Raw genomic sequence first — 19,253 nt, 5'->3', positions numbered from 1 at the left:
ACCCGTGAGCCCCCACGCCGAAGGCCCCCCGGCGGACGACCGGAGGGCCTTCGTACGAAACGGAACGAACGGACGGACGAACGTCAGACGTTCACACCGAAGTCCTGCGCGATGCCGACCAGGCCCGAGGCGTAGCCCTGGCCGACGGCGCGGAACTTCCACTCGGCGCCGTTGCGGTACAGCTCGCCGAAGACCATGGCGGTCTCGGTGGCCGCGTCCTCGGACAGGTCGTAGCGCGCGATCTCGGCGCCGCCGGCCTGGTTGACGATGCGGATGTACGCGTTGCGCACCTGGCCGAAGTTCTGCGAACGGTTCTCGGCGTCGTAGATCGAGACCGGGAAGACGATCTTCTCGATGTCGGCCGGGAGGCCGGCCAGGTTGACGTTGATCGCCTCGTCGTCGCCGGCGCCCTCGCCGGTGCGGTTGTCACCGGTGTGGACGATCGTGTTGTCCGGCGTCTGCTTGTTGTTGAAGAACACGAAGTGGGCGTCGGAGTAGACCTTGCCCTGCGTGTTGACCGCGATCGCGGAGGCGTCGAGGTCGAAGTCGGTGCCGGTGGTGGTACGGACGTCCCAGCCGAGGCCCACGGTGACGTCGGTCAGGCCCGGTGCCTCCTTGGTGAGCGAGACGTTGCCACCCTTGGACAGGCTTACAGCCATTGTTGGGAGTCCCTTCCCTCGTTACGTACGGCAAGAAAGCTACAGCTACCCCATGAACGACGAGAGGGGTACGCAAGGTTCCTGCTCGCTTTACTTTCTTTACCGAGGCCGGGACCGAGGATATTCGGGTGACGTGGACCGCAGGGGGACGGGAACATGGACGGCATGTCCGGTCCCCATGTCATCCGCGGCTCCGTCTCCCTTCCCGAGGCCGAGCTGGTCTGGCGTTTCTCGCGCTCCTCGGGGCCCGGCGGGCAGCACGTGAACACCACGGACACGGCGGTGGAGCTGCGCTTCGACCTGGCGCGCACCGAAGCGCTGCCCGAGGTGTGGAAGCGGCGGGCGCTGGAGCGGCTGGCCGGGCGCCTGACCGGCGGGGTCGTCACCGTCCGCGCCTCCGAGCACCGCTCGCAGTGGCGCAACCGCGAGAGTGCCGCCGTACGCCTCGCCGCGCTCCTCGCCGAGGCCACCGCGCCCCCGCCCCGGCCCCGCAGGCCGACCCGCATACCGCGCGGCATCAACGAGCGCCGGCTGCGGGAGAAGAAGCAGCGCTCGGACACCAAGCGGGGCCGCTCCCCGAAGAACTGGGACTGAACAGTCCGGATCCCGGCTCAGCGAACTGAGCAGTCCGAAGCCGGCTCAGCCCAACTGCCGGTACCGCCCACGGAAGTACGTCAGCGGCCCCCCGTCCGCGCTCGGCAGCGAGGCGGTCAGCACCCGCCCGATGACCAGGGTGTGGTCCCCCGCGCGCACCCGCTGCTCGGTACGGCACTCCAGGGTGGCCAGCGCCCCGCCCACCAGGGGCGCCCCGGACGCCCCGCCCCGCGCGCAGGGGAGGTCCGCGAAGAGCAGCCGGTCGCTGACCCGGCCCTTCATCGCGAAGCGGCCCGCGATGTGGCGCTGGCTCTCGGACAGTACGGAGACCGCCCACAGGGGCTGTTCGTCGAGCAGGTCGTCCATGCGGGAGCCCTCGCGCAGGCTGACCAGGACCAGCGGCGGGTCCAGGGACACCGACATGAAGGCGGTGGCCGTCATGCCGACGTCCTCGCCGGGCGGCGCCCCGGGATCGTCGGGGTCCAGCGACGGTTCCCGCGCGGTCACCAGGACCACGCCGGAGGCCAGCCTGGACATGGCGGCACGGAACTCCTCGTTGCTCACCCCCTCAGCATGCCCGGACGCGGACGAGGGCTGCGGGAACGCGGGGGCGGCCGGGGAAGCGGAGGACGTGGGGGCGGAAGTGTTCGGCACCCCGCCACGCTAATCTCCGGGCCGTCGGCGCCGCATCGGACCCCGGTCCGAACCGGGACCTAGGACCACAGAAGGAGAGCCGGGGAAGTCCCGGAAGGAGACGTGCGCATACCTACAAACTTTGCGTTCAGTAAACGCACAGGGAAAACGCAGAAACACCACTCAATTGTTCATGTTTCGCTGTGACTTGAGTCACAAGGGGCGGTAATTGTTGACCCTGTGTACCGAGTGGGGAGCGCGCTGTGATTCAGTGGCGGGGAACCTGCAAGGGCACCATCACCAAGGCGCCGAAGAGAACCCTTGATTCGCTGCGAGGTCTCGGGGGGAGGGCGAGCATGGAGACCGAGTCGGAGCCCTACGTCCGCCTTGCGTCCCTGCGTCAACTGCACCAGGTCATGGCCGACATGAACACGGCCCGCAGCCTGGCGGACACCCTGCAGACCGTCGCCGACGGCGTCGTCCACGCCCTCGGGTACGAGCTGGCGTGCGTGAACCTGGTCCGCCCCGACGGCGACCTGGTCGTCGCCGCCTTCGCCGGCAACCAGGCCGCCGAGGCGCTGATCACCGGCCGGGTCGGCTCGCGCGACTCCTGGGAGCGCCGCCTGGGCATGGGCGAGCAGTGGGGCGACCTGATCTTCATACCCCACACCGAGGGCTGGATCCTCGACGACGACGACGTCCCGCAGTGGTACACCGACGGGCCCGCGCCCCGCTTCGAGGACGAGTGGCACCCCTCGGACCGCCTCTTCGCCCCGATGTACGCCCCCGGCCCGCAGGGCAGCGGCAACAGCGGCGAGCTGATCGGCGTCCTGTCCGTGGACCGGCCGCGCAACGGCCGCCGCCCCGGCGCCTGGGGCCGCGAGGCTTTGCAGATGTACGCGTTCCAGGCCGCCATCGCGATCAGCAACGCCCGGCTCCGCTCCAACATGCAGCGCGCCCTGGTCCGCCTGGAACGCGACCAGCAGGCCCTCAGGGCCAGCGAGGAGAGCTTCCGGCAGGCCTTCGAGTACGCCCCCTCCGGCATGGCCATCGCCGAGATGGGCGGCGACCAGCACGGCCGCATCCTGCGCACCAACGACGCTCTGTGCCGCCTGCTGGGCCGCCCCGCCTCCGCGATGCGCCGCTACGCCTTCTCCGACCTCGTCCACCCCGAGGACATCGGCACCCTGCTGCGCACCTCCGCCGAGGGCGGCCGGGCCGAGCTGCGCCTGGGCCGCCGCGACGGCACCTACGTGTGGGTCTCGCTGCGCAACAGCGTCGTCGCCGACGCCGCCGACGGGCCGCGCTTCCTGCTCACCCACGTCGAGGACATAGAGGAACGCAAGCGCCGCGAGCTGCAGCTCGCCCACCGCGCCTCCCACGACTCGCTCACCGGCCTGCCGAACTCCGCCGAGCTGCGCTCCCGGCTCGCCGCCCGGCTGTGCCGGCGCCCGCAGACCCCGCACGCGGGTGTGGTCGACGCCATGGACGCCGCGTACGGGGACTCCGCCGTGCTCGACTCCGGCGGCCACACCTTCGACTTCGGCGCCGCCGCCGAGCCCTACGACGCCTACGACCACCACGTGCACGCCGTCGCCCCCGCGGACGGCCGGGACGACGGCACCAAGGGGCTCGCGGTCCTCTTCTGCGACCTGGACGGCTTCAAGTCGATCAACGACCGGTTCGGGCACAACGCCGGCGACGCCGTGCTCATCGAGGTCGCCCGGCGGCTCAGCGGCGGCGTCCGCGACGGCGACACGGTGGCCCGGCTCGGCGGCGACGAGTTCGTGATCCTCGCCAACGGGCTCGGCCGCGCCGACGCCCAGGACCTCGCCGTACGCCTGCGCAACGAGATCATCCAGCCCATCCGGGCCGAGGGAAGAGCCGTCCGCGTGGGCGCCAGCTTCGGCATCGGGTGGGCGCACTGCGGGATGACGGCGGACGAGGTGTTGAAGTCCGCTGACGAACGGATGTACGTCGAGAAACGATCTCGTCCCAAACAACATCGCCGGGCGGGATGACCCGCAGGTCAGCGCGCTGATGCGGTCCGAGTCACCCGTTTGGGTCAGGAGGAGCGGGTAGGCTCGCCCTCTCACACCCGTACCGCACCACGCACCGCATCTGGTTAGGAGACCAAGGGATGACGCCCGGCAACAACGGCGCGAGCACGCCCGAGGACGACGACCCCTTCGGCTACCTCTACGCCGACGGGCAGGCCAACGGGGCCCAGCCGCCGTCCGGTGGCTACGGCTACCCGAACTCCGTCAACCGGGTGCGTCCCGTCGGCACACGGCAGTACGGCGCACCGCAGGGCCAGGCCGCCTACGGCCAGACCGCCGCCTACGGCCAGGCCGCCCCGCAGCAGGGCGCCTACGGACAGCAGCAGGGCGCCCACGGCCGGCCGAACGCGCACTACGCCGCGCCGGAGACCTTCCCCGGCGGCGGCGCCCCCACCGCCCCGCAGCGCGCGGGGCACGGCGGGGGCGGCGGGCGCCGCGGCCCCAACACCAAGGGCCTGCTGATCGGCGCCGTCGCGGTCGTCGCCGCGGTGGTCATCGGCATCGCCGTGGCCATGACGAGCAGCGGCTCCGACGACGACAAGGGCGGCGACGAGGCCGCCGGCGGCGGCACCGCCCCCACCCAGTCCCAGACCACCGACCCCAGCCCGTCGGCGAGCGACGGCGCCGAGGAAGAGGTCGAGCTGCCGGCGGTGGACGCCAAGGCACTGCGGCTGTCACCCGGCGTGACGACCGCCTCCGAGATCAAGGGCGCCCGGTCCGACGGCGGCATTTACGTGGCCAACCTCAACCAGCCCGGCGCCTCGGTCACCTGGACCGTGAACGGCATCCCCGAGGACGGCCTCTACACCCTCTTCGCCGGGTACAGCGCGGCCGGCGACGACCAGTCGATGACGCTGACCGTCAACGGCAAGCCGTTCGGCAGCAAGCTCAACCTGGGCAACTTCACCGGCGCCGAGGACGGCGACTTCGCCAAGGGCTGGACCAAGACCTACGCCTGGCCCACCCTGAACAAGGGCACCAACACGATCACCCTGTCCTGCGCCGACGGCGACAAGTGCAACGTCCTGCTGGACCAGTTCTCCCTGAAGAAGGGCCAGGTCAAGGACTAGCGGGCGGCGCGGGCCGGCGCATCAGGCCGCGCCCGCCTCCGCCGTCACCGCGACCCCGCGCCCGAGCAGCTCCTCGTACGCCCCCCGGTCGAACTCGCCGGCCACCGGTGCCAGCACCGTCGCCGCCGACAGGGCGACCGCGCGGGACAGCCGCTCCGGCCAGGGCAGGTTCTCGACCAGGCCGGACAGCAGACCCGCGACCGCCGAGTCGCCCGCGCCGGTCGGGTTGCCGTGGACGTGGGCGGGCGGCGCCGCGCGCCAGCGGCCCTCCGGGGTCACCGCGAGCAGCCCCTCGGCGCCCAGTGAGGCGACCACGGAACGGGCACCGCGCCGCCGGGCGGCCTGCGCGGCCCGCAGCGGCTCGTGCGCGCCGGTCAGCTCGGCCAGCTCCTGCGCGTTCGGCTTGACCAGGTCCGGGCGGGCGGCGACCCCCCGGCGCAGCGGCTCCCCGCTGGTGTCCAGCAGCACCGGCACGCCCGCCGCGCGCGCGGCGCGCACCAGCCCGGCGTAGGCGCCCACCGGGACCCCCGGCGGCAGGCTGCCGCACAGGGCGACCGCGGCGGCGCCGGTGAGCAGGTCCTCGTAGACGTCCTGGAAGGCGTTCCACTCCGCGGGCGCCACGACCGGGCCGGGTTCGTTGAGCTGGGTGGTGTCGCCGGTGCGCTGGTCGACGACGGCGACGGTCCGCCGGGTCTGCCCCGCGACCGGTACCAGCGCGTCGACGACACCGTGCGCACCGGCGAGCCCGGCGCGCACCGCGTCCCCGGTGGCGCCGCCCGCGAATCCGGTCACCGTCACCTCGTGCCCGAGGGCGGCCAGCACCCGGGCCACGTTCAGCCCCTTGCCGCCGGGCCGCTCCGTCACCTCGGTCACCCGGTGGGAGGCGTGGGGCCTCAGGCGCGGGACCCGGTAGGTGAGGTCGAGAGCGGTGTTCAGCGTGACGGTGAGGATCGTCCGTGTCGCCCGTGTCACCTGTGCCGACCTCCCCCGATGGCTGCGGCGCCTGCCGTGGACACGATCATGCCAAACGGACGCCGGTCGGCCCACCCCCTGGGCACACCCCCGGATCAGCCCAGCCGGGGTTCGACCACCCACGCGCCCCGGCGCATCACGCCCACCAGGTCGAACGCGTCGTCCAGGACGACCAGGTCGGCGTCCTTGCCGGGCTCCAGGGAGCCGGTGCGGTCGTCCAGGCCGAGCAGCCGCGCCGGGTTGGCGGAGATCGCCGCGACGACGTCCTCGACGGGCAGCCGGTCCACCGTCACCGCCCGCTTGAAGGCGCGGTCCAGGGTGAGCGTGGAGCCCGCGATGGAGCCGCCCTCCACCAGCCGGGCCACACCGTCCGCGACCTCGACCTCCAGCGGGCCGAGCAGGTAGCGGCCGTCGCCGAAGCCGGCCGCGTCCATCGCGTCGGTGATGAAGGCGACCCGGGCGGCGCCCGCGTGGTGGAAGGCCAGCTGGAGCGCGGCCGGGTGCAGGTGCGTGCCGTCGTTGATCAGCTCGACGGTGATCCGCTCGTCCTCCAGCAGTGCCGTGATCGGCCCGGGGGAGCGGTGGCCGAGCGGCGGCATCGCGTTGAACAGGTGCGTGGCGACCGTGGCGCCCGCGTCGATGGCCCGGAGCGTCTGCTCGTACGTCGCGTCGGTGTGCCCGACCGCCGCGATCACGCCGTGCTCCACGAGCAGCCGTACGGAGTCCAGGCCGCCCGGCAGCTCGGTGGCGAGCGTCATCATCCTCGCGTGCCCGTGCGCGGCGTCGACCAGCTTGCGGACCTCGGCCGGGTCGGGGTCGCGCAGGAGCTGCTCGTCGTGGGCGCCCTTGCGGCACGGGGAGATGAACGGCCCCTCGAAGTGGATGCCGGCGATGTCGCCCTGCTGGGCCAGCTCGGCGAGCATCCCGGCGTGCCGGGCGAGGAAGTCCAGGTCGCCGGTGACGGCGGAGGCGACCACCGTGGTGGTGCCGTGCCGCCGGTGGGTCTCGACGCCCTTGAGGACGTCCTCGGCGCTGCCGCCGGCGAAGGAGGCGCCGCCGCCGCCGTGGTTGTGGAGGTCGACGAAGCCGGGGACCACCCAGTGGCCCGGCAGGTCGACGACCTCGGCGTCCGGGGGAGCCGTGTCCGCGATCCGCGTGCCGTCGACGATCACGCGGCCGTCGTCCACGGTCCCGGTGGGCAGTACCACCCGGGCACCGGCGAGAACCTTGCTTGGGGCCATCAGGTGGTTACCTCCGGGGGAGTCGCGGTGGTGGGCGCGGGGTCGGTAGAGGGGTGCGGGCGGGTGCCCAGCAGGTCCCAGGCCATCAGCCCGGCACCCAGGCAGCCCGCGGTGTCGCCCAGCGCCGCGGGGACGATGTCCGGGAGCCGCTGGAAGGTGACGCGCCGCCGGACGGCGTCCCGCAGCGGTGTGAACAAGGTTTCCCCGGCCTCGGCGAGGCCGCCACCGATGATCAGGACGCGCGGGTCCAGCAGAGTGAGCGCGGTGACCAGGCCGTCGGCGAGCGCGTCCACCGCGTCCCGCCACACGGCGAGCGCGCGGGCGTCGCCCGACTCGACGGCCTTGGCGCAGTCGGCGGCGTCCGCGTCCGGGTCGCCGCAGGCCGCGGCCCACGCCTGGCTGACCGCCGACGCCGACGCGAACCGCTCCAGACAGCCCCGCTGCCCGCACGGACACGGCGTGCCGCCGGGGCGGACGACGACGTGGCCGATCTCGCCCGCGAAGCCGTGGGCGCCCGACTCGACGCGGCCGTCGATGCCGATGGCGCCCGCGATGCCGGTGCCCAGCGGCACGAACAGGAACCGGTCGGCGCCCCGCCCGGCCCCGATCCGCCCCTCGGCGAGCCCGCCGGTGCGCACGTCGTGGCCGAGGGCGACCGGGATGCCGCCGAGCCGGTCGCCGAGCAGCGCCCGCAGCGGTACGTCCCGCCAGCCCAGGTTGGCCGCGTAGACGGCGACGCCGTGCTCCTCGTCGATGATGCCGGGGACGGCCACGCCCGCGGCGCGCGCGGGCTCGCCGAACCGTTCGGCGCCCAGGGCGCGCAGCTCGGCGGCGAAGTCGAGGATGTCCGCGACGACCGCCTCGGGCCCGCGGTCGCGGCCGGTGGCCCGGCGGGCCTGGTGGAGCAGCTCGCCCCCCGGCCCCGCGAGGGCGGCCTTCATCCCGGTGCCGCCCACATCGAGGGCGATGACATGTCTCACGGGGACAGTGTGGCCCGTGGACCCGGGAGAGGTCTAGTCCACTGCCGTGGTGTAGACCTTAATCCGTTAAACGGACAAGCGAACAGCCGCGCACGCGGCGAGCGTCGGCAGGGTTGGGGAATCAGGGTGCAGCGGCGTAGGGCAGGAATGATCGCGGGACTGTCCGCACTGGGCATGACGGCGGTCCTCGGCGGCTGCGGGCTGACCGGCGGCTCGGACGAGGTGACGCTGAGGCTGGTCGCCGCCGACTACGGCGACAGCAAGGCCAACAGCTCGCAGAAGTACTGGGACGAGCTGGCCGAGGCATTCGAGGCCGAGCACCCCGACATCCACGTGGACGTCACCGTCCACTCCTGGAACGACGTGGACCGCGAGGTCCGCGAGCTGGTCGAGGCCGGCAAGGCCCCCGACCTGGCCCAGATCGGCGCCTACTCCGACTACGCCGACCAGGACCTGCTCTACCGCGCCGACGACGTGCTCTCCATCCCCGTCCAGGCCGACTTCGTCTCCCAGCTCGCCACCGCGGGCCAGGTCGACGGCGTCCAGTACGGGCTGCCGTTCGCGGCCTCCACCCGCGTGCTCTTCTACAACAAGAGCCTCTTCAGCAAGGCCGGCATCACCCCGCCCAAGAGCTGGGACGACCTCGCCCAGGCCGCCGAGGCGCTCGACGCGGAGGGCGTGAAGTACCCGTACGCGCTGCCGCTCGGCCCCGAGGAGGCGCAGGCCGAGACGATGCAGTGGATGCTCAGCGGCGGGGGCGGCTACACCGACGACGTCGGCACCTACTCCGTCGACTCCCCGCAGAACGTGACCACCTTCACCTGGCTCCGGGACGAACTGGTCGGCAAGGGCCTCACCGGCCCCGTCGCCCCCGGCAAGCTCGACCGGGCCGACGCCTTCGCCGCCTTCGCCGCCGGTGACGTCGGCATGCTCAACGGCCACCCCTCGCTGATGAAGGCGGCCTCCGCCAAGGGGGTCGAGTACGGCATGGTGACCACCCCGGGCGTCGACGGCGAGAGCACGAACACCCTCGGTGTCACCGACTGGATGACGGCCTTCAAGAAGAACGGCCACCAGGAGGAGATCGGCGACTTCCTCGACTTCGTCTACAGCGACGAGAACGTCCTCGACTTCTCCCGCCGGTACGACCTGCTGCCGGTGACCACGTCCGCGTCCACGGTCATGAGCACGGCCGAGCAGGACAAGCACCTCAAGCCTTTCCTGGACGAACTGCTGCTCTCCGAGCTGTATCCGGTCGGCAAGTCCTCCTGGGCCTCGGTCAGCGCGGACGTCAAGAAGCGCATCGGCCAGACCGTCGTCCCCGGCGGCAGCCCCGAGGAGGTCCTCGGCCAGATCCAGTCGGCGGCGATGCGGGCGGGCAGCGCGGAGTAGGCGGCCGGCGGCCGTTGTCGGTGGCGGGCGCTACGGTGCCTGCATGGACCTGGGACAGCGGGAGCGCGACATCCTGGCGCTGGAGCGCCGCGGCTTCGCGGGGCCCGGCGCCAAGGAGCGCGCCGTCCGCGAGGAGCTGGGCCTGTCCCCCGTCCGCTACTACCAGCTCCTCAACGCCCTGCTGGACGACCCCCGCGCCCTGGCCGCCGACCCGGTGACGGTCAACCGCCTGCGCCGGGTGCGGGAATCGCGCCGCGCGGAGCGGTGAGATGCCGCGCGGCGCGGTGAGATTGCGTGCCGCGTCCACGGGATAGGTTCGCGGTATGGGCAGCCACCAGGACTCCACCAGCGACGACTCCCCGCACCACCTGCCGGCCCCGGCGACGGAGGCCGGACGCGAAGGGCTCGACGCCCTGCTCGCCGACCCCGGCCGCGCCGTGGTCGCGCTCGACTTCGACGGCACGCTCGCCCCGATCGTCGCCGACCCCGACCGGGCCCGCGCCCACCCCGACGCCGTACCGGCGCTCGCGGCGCTCGCCCCGAAGGTCGCCGCGATCGCCGTGATCACCGGCCGCCCCGCCGAGGTCGCCGTCCACCACGGCGGCTTCGCCGACGTCCCCGGCCTCGACCACCTCGTCGTCCTCGGCCACTACGGCGCCGAACGCTGGGACGCCGCCACCGGCAGCCTCACCACTCCCGCCCCGCACCCCGGCGTCGCCGCGGTCCGCGCCGCACTGCCGGAGCTGCTGGAGCGGTCCGGGGCCGGGCAGGGCACGTGGATCGAGGAGAAGGGCCACGCGGTCGCCGTCCACACCCGCCGCGCCCCCGACCCCCAGGCCGCCTTCGACACCCTGCGCGCCCCGCTGACCGACCTCGCCGCCCGCAACGGCCTGATCGTCGAGCCGGGCCGCATGGTCCTGGAACTGCGCCCGCCCGGCATGGACAAGGGCGCCGCCCTGCGGCGGTACGTCCACGAGACCGGCGCCGCCAGCGTCCTCTACGCCGGCGACGACCTCGGCGACCTCCCCGCCTTCGGCGCCGTCGGCACCCTCCGCACGGAGGGCACCCCCGGCCTCCTCGTCTGCAGCGGCAGCGACGAGGTCCCCGACCTCCGCGAACAGGCCGACCTGGTGGTCGACGGCCCAGAGGGCGTAGTACACCTACTGCACACCCTGGCCGACGCCGTCTAAGAGCCTTAGCCTGCGGGCATTCGTGCCGCCTAGGGCGGCACGGGTGGGCGCAGGCGGCACCCCGCAAGCGCCGGGCAGCGCACCCACCCCCGTCCAGCCCCGACGCCGGTCACCCGGCGACGAGGCGCCCCCCGCCCCTACCCCCGCAACGCCTCCAACTGCTCCAAGAACCACCGCGCCGGCGGCAACGCCGTCCCCGCCGCGGCCAGCCGCTTCGTCCGCTCCGCCCGCTCCCCGGCCCCCACCGACAACGCCGCGTGCAACGCCTCCGCGGTCCCGGAGACGTCGTACGGGTTCACCACCACCGCGTCCTCGCCCAGCTCCTCGTACGCCCCCGCCTCCCGCGACAGCACCAGCACGCACCCCTCGTCGGAGACGACCGGCACCTCCTTGGCGACGAGGTTCATCCCGTCCCGGACGGGGTTGACCAGCGCCACGTCCGCCAGCCGGTACGCCGCCAGCGACCGCGCGAAGTCGTCCTTCACGTGCAGCACGACCGGCGTCCACCCCGCCGTCCCGAACTCCGCGTTGATCGACTCCGCCACCCGCTCCACCTCGGCGGTGTAGTCCCGGTACACGGCGAGGTCCTGCCGCGACGGGTAGGCGAACGCGACGTGCGCCACCCGCTCGCGCCACTCGGGCCGCCCGGCCAGCAGCTCCCGGTACGCCAGCAGCCCCCGCACGATGTTCTTGGACAGCTCGGTCCGGTCCACCCGCACGATCGCGCGGCGCGCGCTGCCGTCCGGAGCCGTGCCGATCTCGTCCCGCAGCGCCGCCATCCGCTCGTCCACGTCCGCCTCGTGCGACCGCTCGCGCAGGAACTCCGCGTCGGCGCCCAGCCCGTGCACGCCGATCTCCGTCTCCCCGACCCCGCCCACCACGGCGTCGCAGCACGCGGTGAACGCGTCCGCCCACCGCCGGGTGAGGAAGCCGAGCCGGTCGGCGCCGAGCATGCCGCGCAGCACCTGCTCCGCGATGTCGTCCGGCAGCAGCCGGAAGTAGTCCACCGGCGCCCACGGCGTGTGCGAGAAGTGCCCGATCCTGAGGTCCGGCCGCAGCTCGCGCAGCATGCCCGGCACCAGCGTCAGGTGGTAGTCCTGCACGATCGCGACCGCGCCCTCGGCGGCCTCCTCGGCCAGCGCCTCGGCGAAGGCCCGGTTGTACGCCTCGTAGGAGGCCCACTGCCGCCGGAACTCCGCGTCGAAGACCGGCTCCAGGGGCGTCTGGTACAGCATGTGGTGCACGAACCACAGCACCGAGTTCGCGATCCCGTTGTACGCGTCCGCGTGCACGTCGGCCGGCACGTCCAGCATCCGTACGCCGTCCTCGCCGACGCCGCGCCGGACCGCCTCGCGGTCGCCGTCGCCCAACGCGGAGCACACCCACAGCGCGCCCGCGTCCGGCCCGATGGCCGACAGCCCGGAGACCAGCCCGCCACCGCCGCGCCGGGCGTTGAGCGAACCGTCCTCGCGCACCTCGTACGAGACGGGCCCCCGATTGGAGGCGACGAGCACCTGAGCAGTACCGAAGCTTGCAGCCATACGCCTCAACCTAGCCCGGCCCCGAAACACTCAAACGTGCGTTCCGGGTGTTCACGCCGCCTGCTGCGCTGTTCACGCCACCCGCCGGGCCGCGTACTCCGCGATCTCCGTCATCGGCGGCCTCTCCTCGGTGTCCACGGAGTAGGTGCGCGGCTCGAAGCCGTCGGTGCCGCGCTCGAACTGGATGAGGGAGGGGCGGACCAGGTGGCCGCGGGCCAGCCGGAGCTGGGCGGTGCGGTAGATCGCGGCGGACATGCGGCCCAGCGCCTGGCCGTCCTGGTGCCGGTGCCGGCGCACGCCGACGTCGACCTGCGCGAGGGCGTCCAGGCCCACCAGGTGCAGGGCGTCGACGAGCATGCCCAGCTCCACGCCGTAGCCGACGGGGAAGGGGAGCCGTTCGAGCAGGGAGCGGCGGGCCGCGTACTCGCCGCCGAGCGGCTGGACGAAGCCCGCCAGCCGGGGCCAGTGCAGGTTGAGCAGCGGGCGGGCCATCAGCTCCGTGACCCGGCCGCCCTGCCCGGGCTCGGTGCCCAGGGGGCGGTCGTACATGGCCTTGACGAGGTGCACGCCGGGGTCGGTGAGCAGCGGGCCGACGATCCCGGAGACGAAGTCGGAGGAGAAGTCGCGCAGGTCGGCGTCGACGAAGCAGACGATGTCGCCGCCCGTGACCAGCAGCGAGCGCCACAGCACCTCGCCCTTGCCCGGCACGGCCGGGATGCGGGGGAGGATCGCGTCGCGGTGCACGACGCGGGCGCCCGCCGCGGCGGCCACCGCCGAGGTGCGGTCGGTGGAGCCGGAGTCGACGACCACGACCTCGTCGACGAGCGGCGCCCGGCGCATCAGGTCCCGGCGGATCACCGAGACGATGTCGCCGACCGTCGCCTCCTCGTTCAGGGCGGGGAGCACCACGCTGACCGACTGACCGGTGGCGCGTTTGGCGGCCAGGAGCTGCTGGAGGGGCCGGTCCGCGACGGACCAGGAGCGTGCGCTCAGCCAGCGCTCGACTTCTTCCAGCACGGTCCGGGGCTCCCTCTGTGATCCATCTCGCGGTTCGGACGACTATCTCAACAGCCGTGGCCGTCGGTTACAGTCTTGAACAACGCGGGTGACCTTCGCATGCCGGGGTCGCCGCGTGACCAACAACTGAACACCGCTCATCCAGAGGGGCAGAGGGATACGGCCCGATGAAGCCCCGGCAACCCTCCAGTCGGTTCTTGTCACACGGACGTGGCGAGGCTCCCGGCTAGGGAAGGTGCCAAATCCGTCTCACGGCGAGATGCGTCGTGAGGAAGATGAGGAGAAAGGGCCTCGCCTCACATGGCTGTGCAGACTGTCGAAAGCACCACCGACACCACCGCTTCCACCCCCTCCGCCGCCTCCCCGGTCGACCTCGGTCCCGCCGCGGCGCTCTCCTGCCGCGAGTGCGGCCACCGTGTGCCGCTCGGCCCGCTCTTCGCCTGCGAGGAGTGTTTCGGCCCGCTGGAGATCGCCTACGACTTCTCGGCCTACGACACCGAGGAGCTGCGAGGGCGGATCGAGGCGGGTCCCGCGAACATCTGGCGCTACGCGCCGCTGCTGCCCGTCCCCGCCGACGTGGCGACCAAGCCGAACATCAACCCCGGCTGGACCAAGCTCGTCCAGGCCGACAACCTCGCGCGCGAGCTGGGTGTCGAGCCCGGCAAGCTGTTCGTCAAGGACGACTCCGGCAACCCGACGCACTCCTTCAAGGACCGCGTCGTCGCCCAGGCCCTGGAGGCCGCCCGCGCCTTCGGCTTCACCACCCTCTCCTGCTCCTCCACCGGCAACCTGGCCGGCGCCGTCGGCGCCGCCGCCGCCCGCGCCGGCTTCCGGTCCTGCGTGTTCATCCCGCACGACCTGGAGCAGGGCAAGGTCGTCATGGCCGCCGTCTACGGCGGTGAGCTGGTCGGCATCGAGGGCAACTACGACGACGTCAACCGCTTCTGCTCCGAACTGATCGGCGACCCGGCCGGCGAGGGCTGGGGCTTCGTCAACGTCAACCTGCGGCCCTACTACGCGGAGGGCTCCAAGACCCTCGCGTACGAGATCTGCGAGCAGCTCGGCTGGAAGCTGCCCGACCAGATCGTCGTCCCGATCGCCTCCGGCTCCCAGCTCACGAAGATCGACAAGGGGCTGCAGGAGCTGATCAGGCTCGGGCTGGTCGAGGACAAGCCGTACAAGATCTTCGGTGCCCAGGCCGAGGGCTGCTCCCCGGTGTCCACCGCGTACAAGGCCGGCCACGACGTCGTCCGCCCGCAGAAGCCGAACACCATCGCCAAGTCGCTGGCCATCGGCAACCCGGCCGACGGCCCCTACGTCCTCGACATCGCGCGCCGCACCGGTGGCGCCGTGGAGGACGTGACCGACGAGCAGGTCGTCGACGCCATCAAGCTGCTCGCCCGCACGGAGGGCATCTTCGCGGAGACCGCCGGCGGGGTGACGGTGGGCGTGACGCGCAAGCTGGTCGACAGCGGCGCGCTGGACCCCTCCCTCACCACGGTCGTCCTCAACACCGGCGACGGCCTCAAGACCCTCGACGCGGTGGCCGGCACCGGCCTGACCGCCACCATCCGCCCGAACCTGGACTCCTTCCGAGAGGCTGGCCTCGCATGAGCGTGACCGTTCGCATCCCGACCATCCTGCGCACCTACACCGGCGGGCAGGCCGAGGTCAGCGCCGAGGGCGCGAACCTCGGGGAGGTCATCTCCGACCTGGAGAAGAACCACACCGGCATCGCCGCCCGCGTCCTGGACGACCAGGGCAAGCTGCGTCGCTTCGTCAACGTGTACGTCAACGACGACGACGTCCGCTTCGAGCAGGGCCTCAAGACGGTGACGCCGGACGGTGCGGGCGTCTCCATCATTCCGGCGGTCGCCGGCGGCTGACACCGGGCCGGCTCCCGGCTGATACACCTCGTAGTGCGTATTGCCCTCTCCGTAAGAGAAGCGGAGGGGGCAATTCCATGTGATTGAGCGCGGTAGAGTTGGGGAACGCGCTCCCGATCAAGAGATCGGGGAGCCTGAATTCCCTGCCGCTCGCCCGATAAGAAGCAGCCAAAGTGCGGGCCCTTTTCGCGGCTTTTGCGCCTTTTGCGTACCCGGAATTGATCCGAATTGCAGTGAAACTTCGCCCTATTCCGGACCGGGTGCGTCCAGATTTCTCGTCCGACTGACCTGTTGCAGACGGCAGTTGGACAGATACATTCAGCCGCGGTCGACGCGTTCCGGCGCACGCCCCCAGTCGTGGGGGGTGAGGTCTGACCCGGGTCCGCGAAGTGCGGATCTGTGCAAGGGCCAGTAATAGGGGAGTTAGGCATGGCTCAGGGCACCGTCAAGTGGTTCAACGCGGAGAAGGGGTACGGCTTCATCGCGGTCGACGGTGGTGCGGATGTTTTCGTCCACTACAGCGCGATTCAGATGGACGGCTACCGCACCCTCGAAGAAGGCCAGCGGGTCGAGTTCGAGATCTCGCAGGGTCAGAAGGGCCCGCAGGCCGACATGGTTCGCCTCAGTGCCTGAGACGTTCGGCCACCGCAAGTAAACGGTTCTTCTCCGAAGGGCCCGCACCTCTCCCGGGGGGTGCGGGCCCTTCGGGCTGCCCGGACACCCGTCCGGGTCCCTGTTCGCGGGTGGCTGAGCGCGGGCGCGGATCCCCGGCAGGCGCTTGCACTCGGCAGGGGCGAGTGCTAATCATTGGCGTTAGCACTCTGAAGGTGAGAGTGACAACGAAGGACCGGGTCGGTGAGGCCCGCAGGCCGGGTGGGGAAGGAACCACGAGGCCGGCGAGCCGTCCGTCGCGGGCGCGGGCGCGGTCCGAAGGAATCACCCCCAGTCCTGGAGGGACCACTTCACATGGCCAAGATCATCGCGTTCGACGAGGAGGCACGGCGCGGCCTCGAGCGCGGCATGAACCAGCTCGCGGACGCCGTCAAGGTGACGCTCGGCCCCAAGGGCCGCAACGTCGTCCTCGAGAAGAAGTGGGGCGCCCCCACGATCACCAACGATGGTGTCTCCATCGCCAAGGAGATCGAACTCGAGGACCCGTACGAGAAGATCGGCGCCGAGCTGGTCAAGGAAGTCGCCAAGAAGACGGACGACGTCGCCGGTGACGGTACGACCACCGCGACCGTTCTCGCCCAGGCCCTGGTCAAGGAGGGCCTGCGCAACGTAGCCGCCGGCGCCAACCCGATGGCCCTCAAGCGCGGTATCGAGAAGGCCGTCGAGGCCGTCTCCGCCGCCCTGCTCGAGCAGGCCAAGGACGTCGAGACCAAGGAGCAGATCGCCTCCACGGCCTCCATCTCCGCCGCCGACACCCAGATCGGCGAGCTGATCGCCGAGGCGATGGACAAGGTCGGCAAGGAAGGCGTCATCACCGTCGAGGAGTCCCAGACCTTCGGTCTGGAGCTGGAGCTCACCGAGGGTATGCGCTTCGACAAGGGCTACATCTCGGCGTACTTCGCCACCGACATGGAGCGTATGGAGGCGTCGCTCGACGACCCGTACATCCTGATCGCCAACTCCAAGATCGGCAACGTCAAGGACCTGCTGCCGCTCCTGGAGAAGGTCATGCAGTCGGGCAAGCCGCTGCTGATCATCGCCGAGGACGTCGAGGGCGAGGCCCTGTCGACCCTGGTCGTCAACAAGATCCGCGGCACCTTCAAGTCCGTCGCCGTCAAGGCCCCGGGCTTCGGCGACCGCCGCAAGGCCATGCTCGGCGACATCGCCATCCTCACGGGCGGCGAGGTCATCTCCGAGGAGGTCGGCCTCAAGCTGGAGAACGCGTCCCTGGACCTCCTGGGCCGCGCCCGCAAGGTCGTCATCACCAAGGACGAGACCACGATCGTCGACGGCGCCGGCTCGACCGACCAGGTCAACGGCCGCGTCAACCAGATCCGCGCCGAGATCGAGAACAGCGACTCGGACTACGACCGCGAGAAGCTCCAGGAGCGCCTGGCGAAGCTCGCGGGCGGCGTCGCGGTCATCAAGGCCGGTGCCGCCACCGAGGTGGAGCTCAAGGAGCGCAAGCACCGCATCGAGGACGCCGTGCGCAACGCGAAGGCGGCCGTCGAGGAGGGCATCGTCGCCGGTGGTGGCGTGGCCCTGCTCCAGGCCTCCCAGGTCTTCGAGAAGCTGGAGCTGACGGGTGACGAGGCGACCGGCGCCAACGCCGTGAAGCTCGCCCTGGAGGCCCCGCTGAAGCAGATCGCCGTCAACGGTGGTCTCGAGGGCGGCGTCGTCGTGGAGAAGGTCCGCAACCTGACCGTCGGCCACGGCCTGAACGCCGCGACCGGTGAGTACGTCGACATGATCGCCGAGGGCATCATCGACCCGGCGAAGGTGACCCGTTCCGCGCTGCAGAACGCCGCCTCCATCGCCGCGCTGTTCCTCACCACCGAGGCCGTCATCGCCGACAAGCCGGAGAAGGCCGCCGCGGGCGGCGCCCCGGGCGGCATGCCGGGCGGTGACATGGACTTCTGATCGACCTCTGGTTGATCGACCGTCCGTCACGTACCGAGGGCGGCACTCCCTGTTCCGGCAGGGGGTGCCGCCCTCGGGCGTTCCCGCGGGCCCCCGCGGCCGCGATGTGCGACGGATCACGCCGGTCGGGGGCCGTGGACGGAATGGCCGCGACGGGTGCGCCTGTTGTCGTGGAGGCACCCTCTATGCACGCGCACATACCCACTGGTACCTCCTTAGGAGCCCCCACGTGACCGTCACCGCCTCCGACACCGCCTCGCGCGCCGCGCACCTCCTCGCCCGCCCGGCCACCATCAACGGCCTGACCGTCCCGAACCGCGTCGCGATGGCGCCGATGACCCGGATGTTCTCCCCGGGCGGCGTCCCCGGCGAGGACGTGCTCTCGTACTACGCGCGCCGCGCCGCCGCCGGTGTCGGCCTGATCGTCACCGAGGGCACCTACGTCGGGCACGACTCCGCCGGGCAGAGCGACCGCGTGCCGCGCTTCCACGGCGAGGAGCAGCTCGCCGGCTGGGCGAAGGTCGCCGAGGCCGTGCACGCGGCGGGCGGCACGATCGTGCCGCAGCTGTGGCACATCGGCATGGTCCGCAAGCAGGGTGAGCCGCCCTTCGCCGACGCCCCCGCCGTCGGCCCCTCCGGCCTGCGCATCGGCGAGGACGAGGCCACCGGCAGGGCGATGACCCAGCGCGACCTGGACGACGTCATCGGCGCCTTCGCCGACGCCGCCGCCGACGCCGAGCGCATCGGCTTCGACGGCGTGGAGATCCACGGCGCCCACGGCTACCTCGTCGACCAGTTCCTGTGGGCGGGCACCAACCGCCGCACCGACGCCTACGGCGGCGACCCCGTCTCCCGCACGCGCTTCGCCGCCGAGATCGTGGCCGCCGTACGCGAGAAGGTCTCGCCGGAGTTCCCGGTGATCTTCCGCTACTCGCAGTGGAAGATGGACGCCTACGACGCCCGCCTCGCCGAGACCCCCGAGGAGCTGGAGACGATCCTCGCCCCGCTCGCCTCGGCCGGCGTCGACGCCTTCCACGCCTCCACCCGCCGCTACTGGACCCCGGAGTTCGACGGCTCCGACCTCAACCTGGCCGGCTGGACCAAGAAGCTCACCGGCAAGACCGCCATCACCGTCGGCTCGGTCGGCCTGGACGGCGAGTTCGGCAAGGCGTTCCAGGGCCAGGGTGCTGGGCTCGGCAGCCTCGACGACCTCCTGGACCGCATGGAGCGCGACGAGTTCGACCTCGTCGCCGTCGGCCGCGCGCTGCTCCAGGACCCGCTGTGGGCCCAGAAGGTCCTCTCCGGCCGCTTCGACGAGCTGGCGCCGTTCGACGCGTCCGCGCTGCGGACCCTGAGCTGACCCGCTCCGCCTGGGCCGCGCACCGCGGCGTAGGGTCCGTGGGATCACCAACTACTGCCGTACGTA

General features: G+C 72.0%; 18 protein-coding genes and 1 riboswitch. Of the genes, 11 read left to right on the top strand and 7 right to left on the bottom strand.

Annotated features, from left to right (window positions below; all coding sequences use genetic code 11):
- Positions 1-83: 83 nt before the first annotated feature.
- Complete coding sequence (locus ACFIF2_RS19390; protein WP_053133088.1) at positions 84-659, bottom strand: TerD family protein; 576 nt, start codon at positions 657-659, stop codon at positions 84-86.
- Between the two features lie 156 nt (positions 660-815).
- Between ACFIF2_RS19390 and arfB the strand changes: the two genes are divergently transcribed.
- Positions 816-1,253 (top strand): alternative ribosome rescue aminoacyl-tRNA hydrolase ArfB, encoded by a 438-nt coding sequence (arfB, locus tag ACFIF2_RS19385; protein ID WP_395574239.1) that lies wholly within the window; start codon positions 816-818, stop codon positions 1,251-1,253.
- Between the two features lie 45 nt (positions 1,254-1,298).
- Here the strand turns inward: arfB and ACFIF2_RS19380 are convergent, their stop codons facing one another.
- Positions 1,299-1,907 (bottom strand): flavin reductase family protein, encoded by a 609-nt coding sequence (locus tag ACFIF2_RS19380; RefSeq protein ID WP_395574237.1) that lies wholly within the window; start codon positions 1,905-1,907, stop codon positions 1,299-1,301.
- A gap of 335 nt (positions 1,908-2,242) precedes the next feature.
- Between ACFIF2_RS19380 and cdgB the strand changes: the two genes are divergently transcribed.
- A complete protein-coding gene (gene cdgB / locus ACFIF2_RS19375) occupies positions 2,243-3,907 on the top strand; it encodes a diguanylate cyclase CdgB (RefSeq protein ID WP_395574235.1) in 1,665 nt (554 codons plus the stop codon).
- A 119-nt stretch (positions 3,908-4,026) separates the two neighbouring features.
- Entirely contained in the window at positions 4,027-5,016 is a 990-nt protein-coding gene (locus ACFIF2_RS19370) for a carbohydrate-binding protein (protein WP_395574233.1), read from the top strand.
- Positions 5,017-5,037: 21 nt separating this feature from the next.
- On the opposite strand, the gene ACFIF2_RS19365 is transcribed toward ACFIF2_RS19370, so the two are convergent.
- The 3 genes from ACFIF2_RS19365 to ACFIF2_RS19355 form a co-directional block, all read right to left on the bottom strand.
- The gene (locus ACFIF2_RS19365) at positions 5,038-5,988 is read right to left on the bottom strand and encodes a 1-phosphofructokinase family hexose kinase (protein ID WP_395574231.1); all 951 of its coding nucleotides are present in this window, start codon (positions 5,986-5,988) and stop codon (positions 5,038-5,040) included.
- Positions 5,989-6,083: 95 nt separating this feature from the next.
- Positions 6,084-7,229, bottom strand: a complete 1,146-nt coding sequence (gene nagA / locus ACFIF2_RS19360) for an N-acetylglucosamine-6-phosphate deacetylase (RefSeq protein WP_395574229.1) — start codon at positions 7,227-7,229, stop codon at positions 6,084-6,086.
- Positions 7,229-8,170 (bottom strand): ROK family protein, encoded by a 942-nt coding sequence (locus ACFIF2_RS19355; protein WP_395574317.1) that lies wholly within the window; start codon positions 8,168-8,170, stop codon positions 7,229-7,231. The genes nagA and ACFIF2_RS19355 overlap by 1 nt, the downstream gene beginning before the upstream one ends.
- Positions 8,171-8,356: 186 nt before the next feature.
- Between ACFIF2_RS19355 and ACFIF2_RS19350 the strand changes: the two genes are divergently transcribed.
- Genes ACFIF2_RS19350 through otsB form a run of 3 tightly spaced genes read left to right on the top strand, consistent with a single transcriptional unit; the run spans position 8,357 to position 10,791 of the window.
- Entirely contained in the window at positions 8,357-9,601 is a 1,245-nt protein-coding gene (locus ACFIF2_RS19350; RefSeq protein ID WP_395574227.1) for an extracellular solute-binding protein, read from the top strand.
- A 43-nt stretch (positions 9,602-9,644) separates the two neighbouring features.
- The gene (locus ACFIF2_RS19345; RefSeq protein WP_395574225.1) at positions 9,645-9,869 is read left to right on the top strand and encodes a DUF3263 domain-containing protein; all 225 of its coding nucleotides are present in this window, start codon (positions 9,645-9,647) and stop codon (positions 9,867-9,869) included.
- Positions 9,870-9,924: 55 nt separating this feature from the next.
- On the top strand, positions 9,925-10,791 hold the full coding sequence (otsB, locus tag ACFIF2_RS19340; protein ID WP_395574223.1) for a trehalose-phosphatase: 867 nt from the start codon (positions 9,925-9,927) through the stop codon (positions 10,789-10,791).
- A 137-nt stretch (positions 10,792-10,928) separates the two neighbouring features.
- Here otsB and ACFIF2_RS19335 read toward each other — a convergent pair whose 3' ends face one another.
- On the bottom strand, positions 10,929-12,332 hold the full coding sequence (locus ACFIF2_RS19335; RefSeq protein WP_395574221.1) for a trehalose-6-phosphate synthase: 1,404 nt from the start codon (positions 12,330-12,332) through the stop codon (positions 10,929-10,931).
- A 72-nt stretch (positions 12,333-12,404) separates the two neighbouring features.
- Positions 12,405-13,349 (bottom strand): glucosyl-3-phosphoglycerate synthase, encoded by a 945-nt coding sequence (locus ACFIF2_RS19330; protein ID WP_395574219.1) that lies wholly within the window; start codon positions 13,347-13,349, stop codon positions 12,405-12,407.
- A 134-nt stretch (positions 13,350-13,483) separates the two neighbouring features.
- Positions 13,484-13,631, top strand: a riboswitch (SAM riboswitch).
- Between the two features lie 18 nt (positions 13,632-13,649).
- On the opposite strand from ACFIF2_RS19330, the gene thrC reads away from it, so the two are divergent.
- The 5 genes from thrC (at position 13,650) to ACFIF2_RS19305 (ending at position 19,187) form a co-directional block, all read left to right on the top strand.
- Positions 13,650-14,963 (top strand): threonine synthase, encoded by a 1,314-nt coding sequence (gene thrC / locus ACFIF2_RS19325; RefSeq protein ID WP_395574217.1) that lies wholly within the window; start codon positions 13,650-13,652, stop codon positions 14,961-14,963.
- Positions 14,960-15,235 (top strand): MoaD/ThiS family protein, encoded by a 276-nt coding sequence (locus tag ACFIF2_RS19320; RefSeq protein ID WP_395574215.1) that lies wholly within the window; start codon positions 14,960-14,962, stop codon positions 15,233-15,235. Before thrC ends, ACFIF2_RS19320 begins: the two co-directional genes overlap by 4 nt.
- A gap of 429 nt (positions 15,236-15,664) precedes the next feature.
- Positions 15,665-15,868 carry a cold-shock protein gene (locus ACFIF2_RS19315; protein ID WP_004929928.1) on the top strand — a complete coding sequence of 68 codons (204 nt, stop codon included), beginning with the start codon at positions 15,665-15,667 and terminating at the stop codon, positions 15,866-15,868.
- A gap of 333 nt (positions 15,869-16,201) precedes the next feature.
- Positions 16,202-17,827, top strand: a complete 1,626-nt coding sequence (gene groL / locus ACFIF2_RS19310; RefSeq protein WP_395574213.1) for a chaperonin GroEL — start codon at positions 16,202-16,204, stop codon at positions 17,825-17,827.
- A 229-nt stretch (positions 17,828-18,056) separates the two neighbouring features.
- Positions 18,057-19,187: an NADH:flavin oxidoreductase gene (locus ACFIF2_RS19305; RefSeq protein WP_395574211.1), complete on the top strand. Its 1,131-nt coding sequence runs from the start codon at positions 18,057-18,059 to the stop codon at positions 19,185-19,187.
- Positions 19,188-19,253: the final 66 nt, after the last annotated feature.

The organism is Streptomyces sp. BK79 (assembly GCF_044142145.1).
GTDB lineage: Bacteria > Actinomycetota > Actinomycetes > Streptomycetales > Streptomycetaceae > Streptomyces.
The sequence above is the reverse complement of the archived record's forward strand: the minus strand, read 5'-3'. Positions and strand labels throughout refer to the sequence as shown.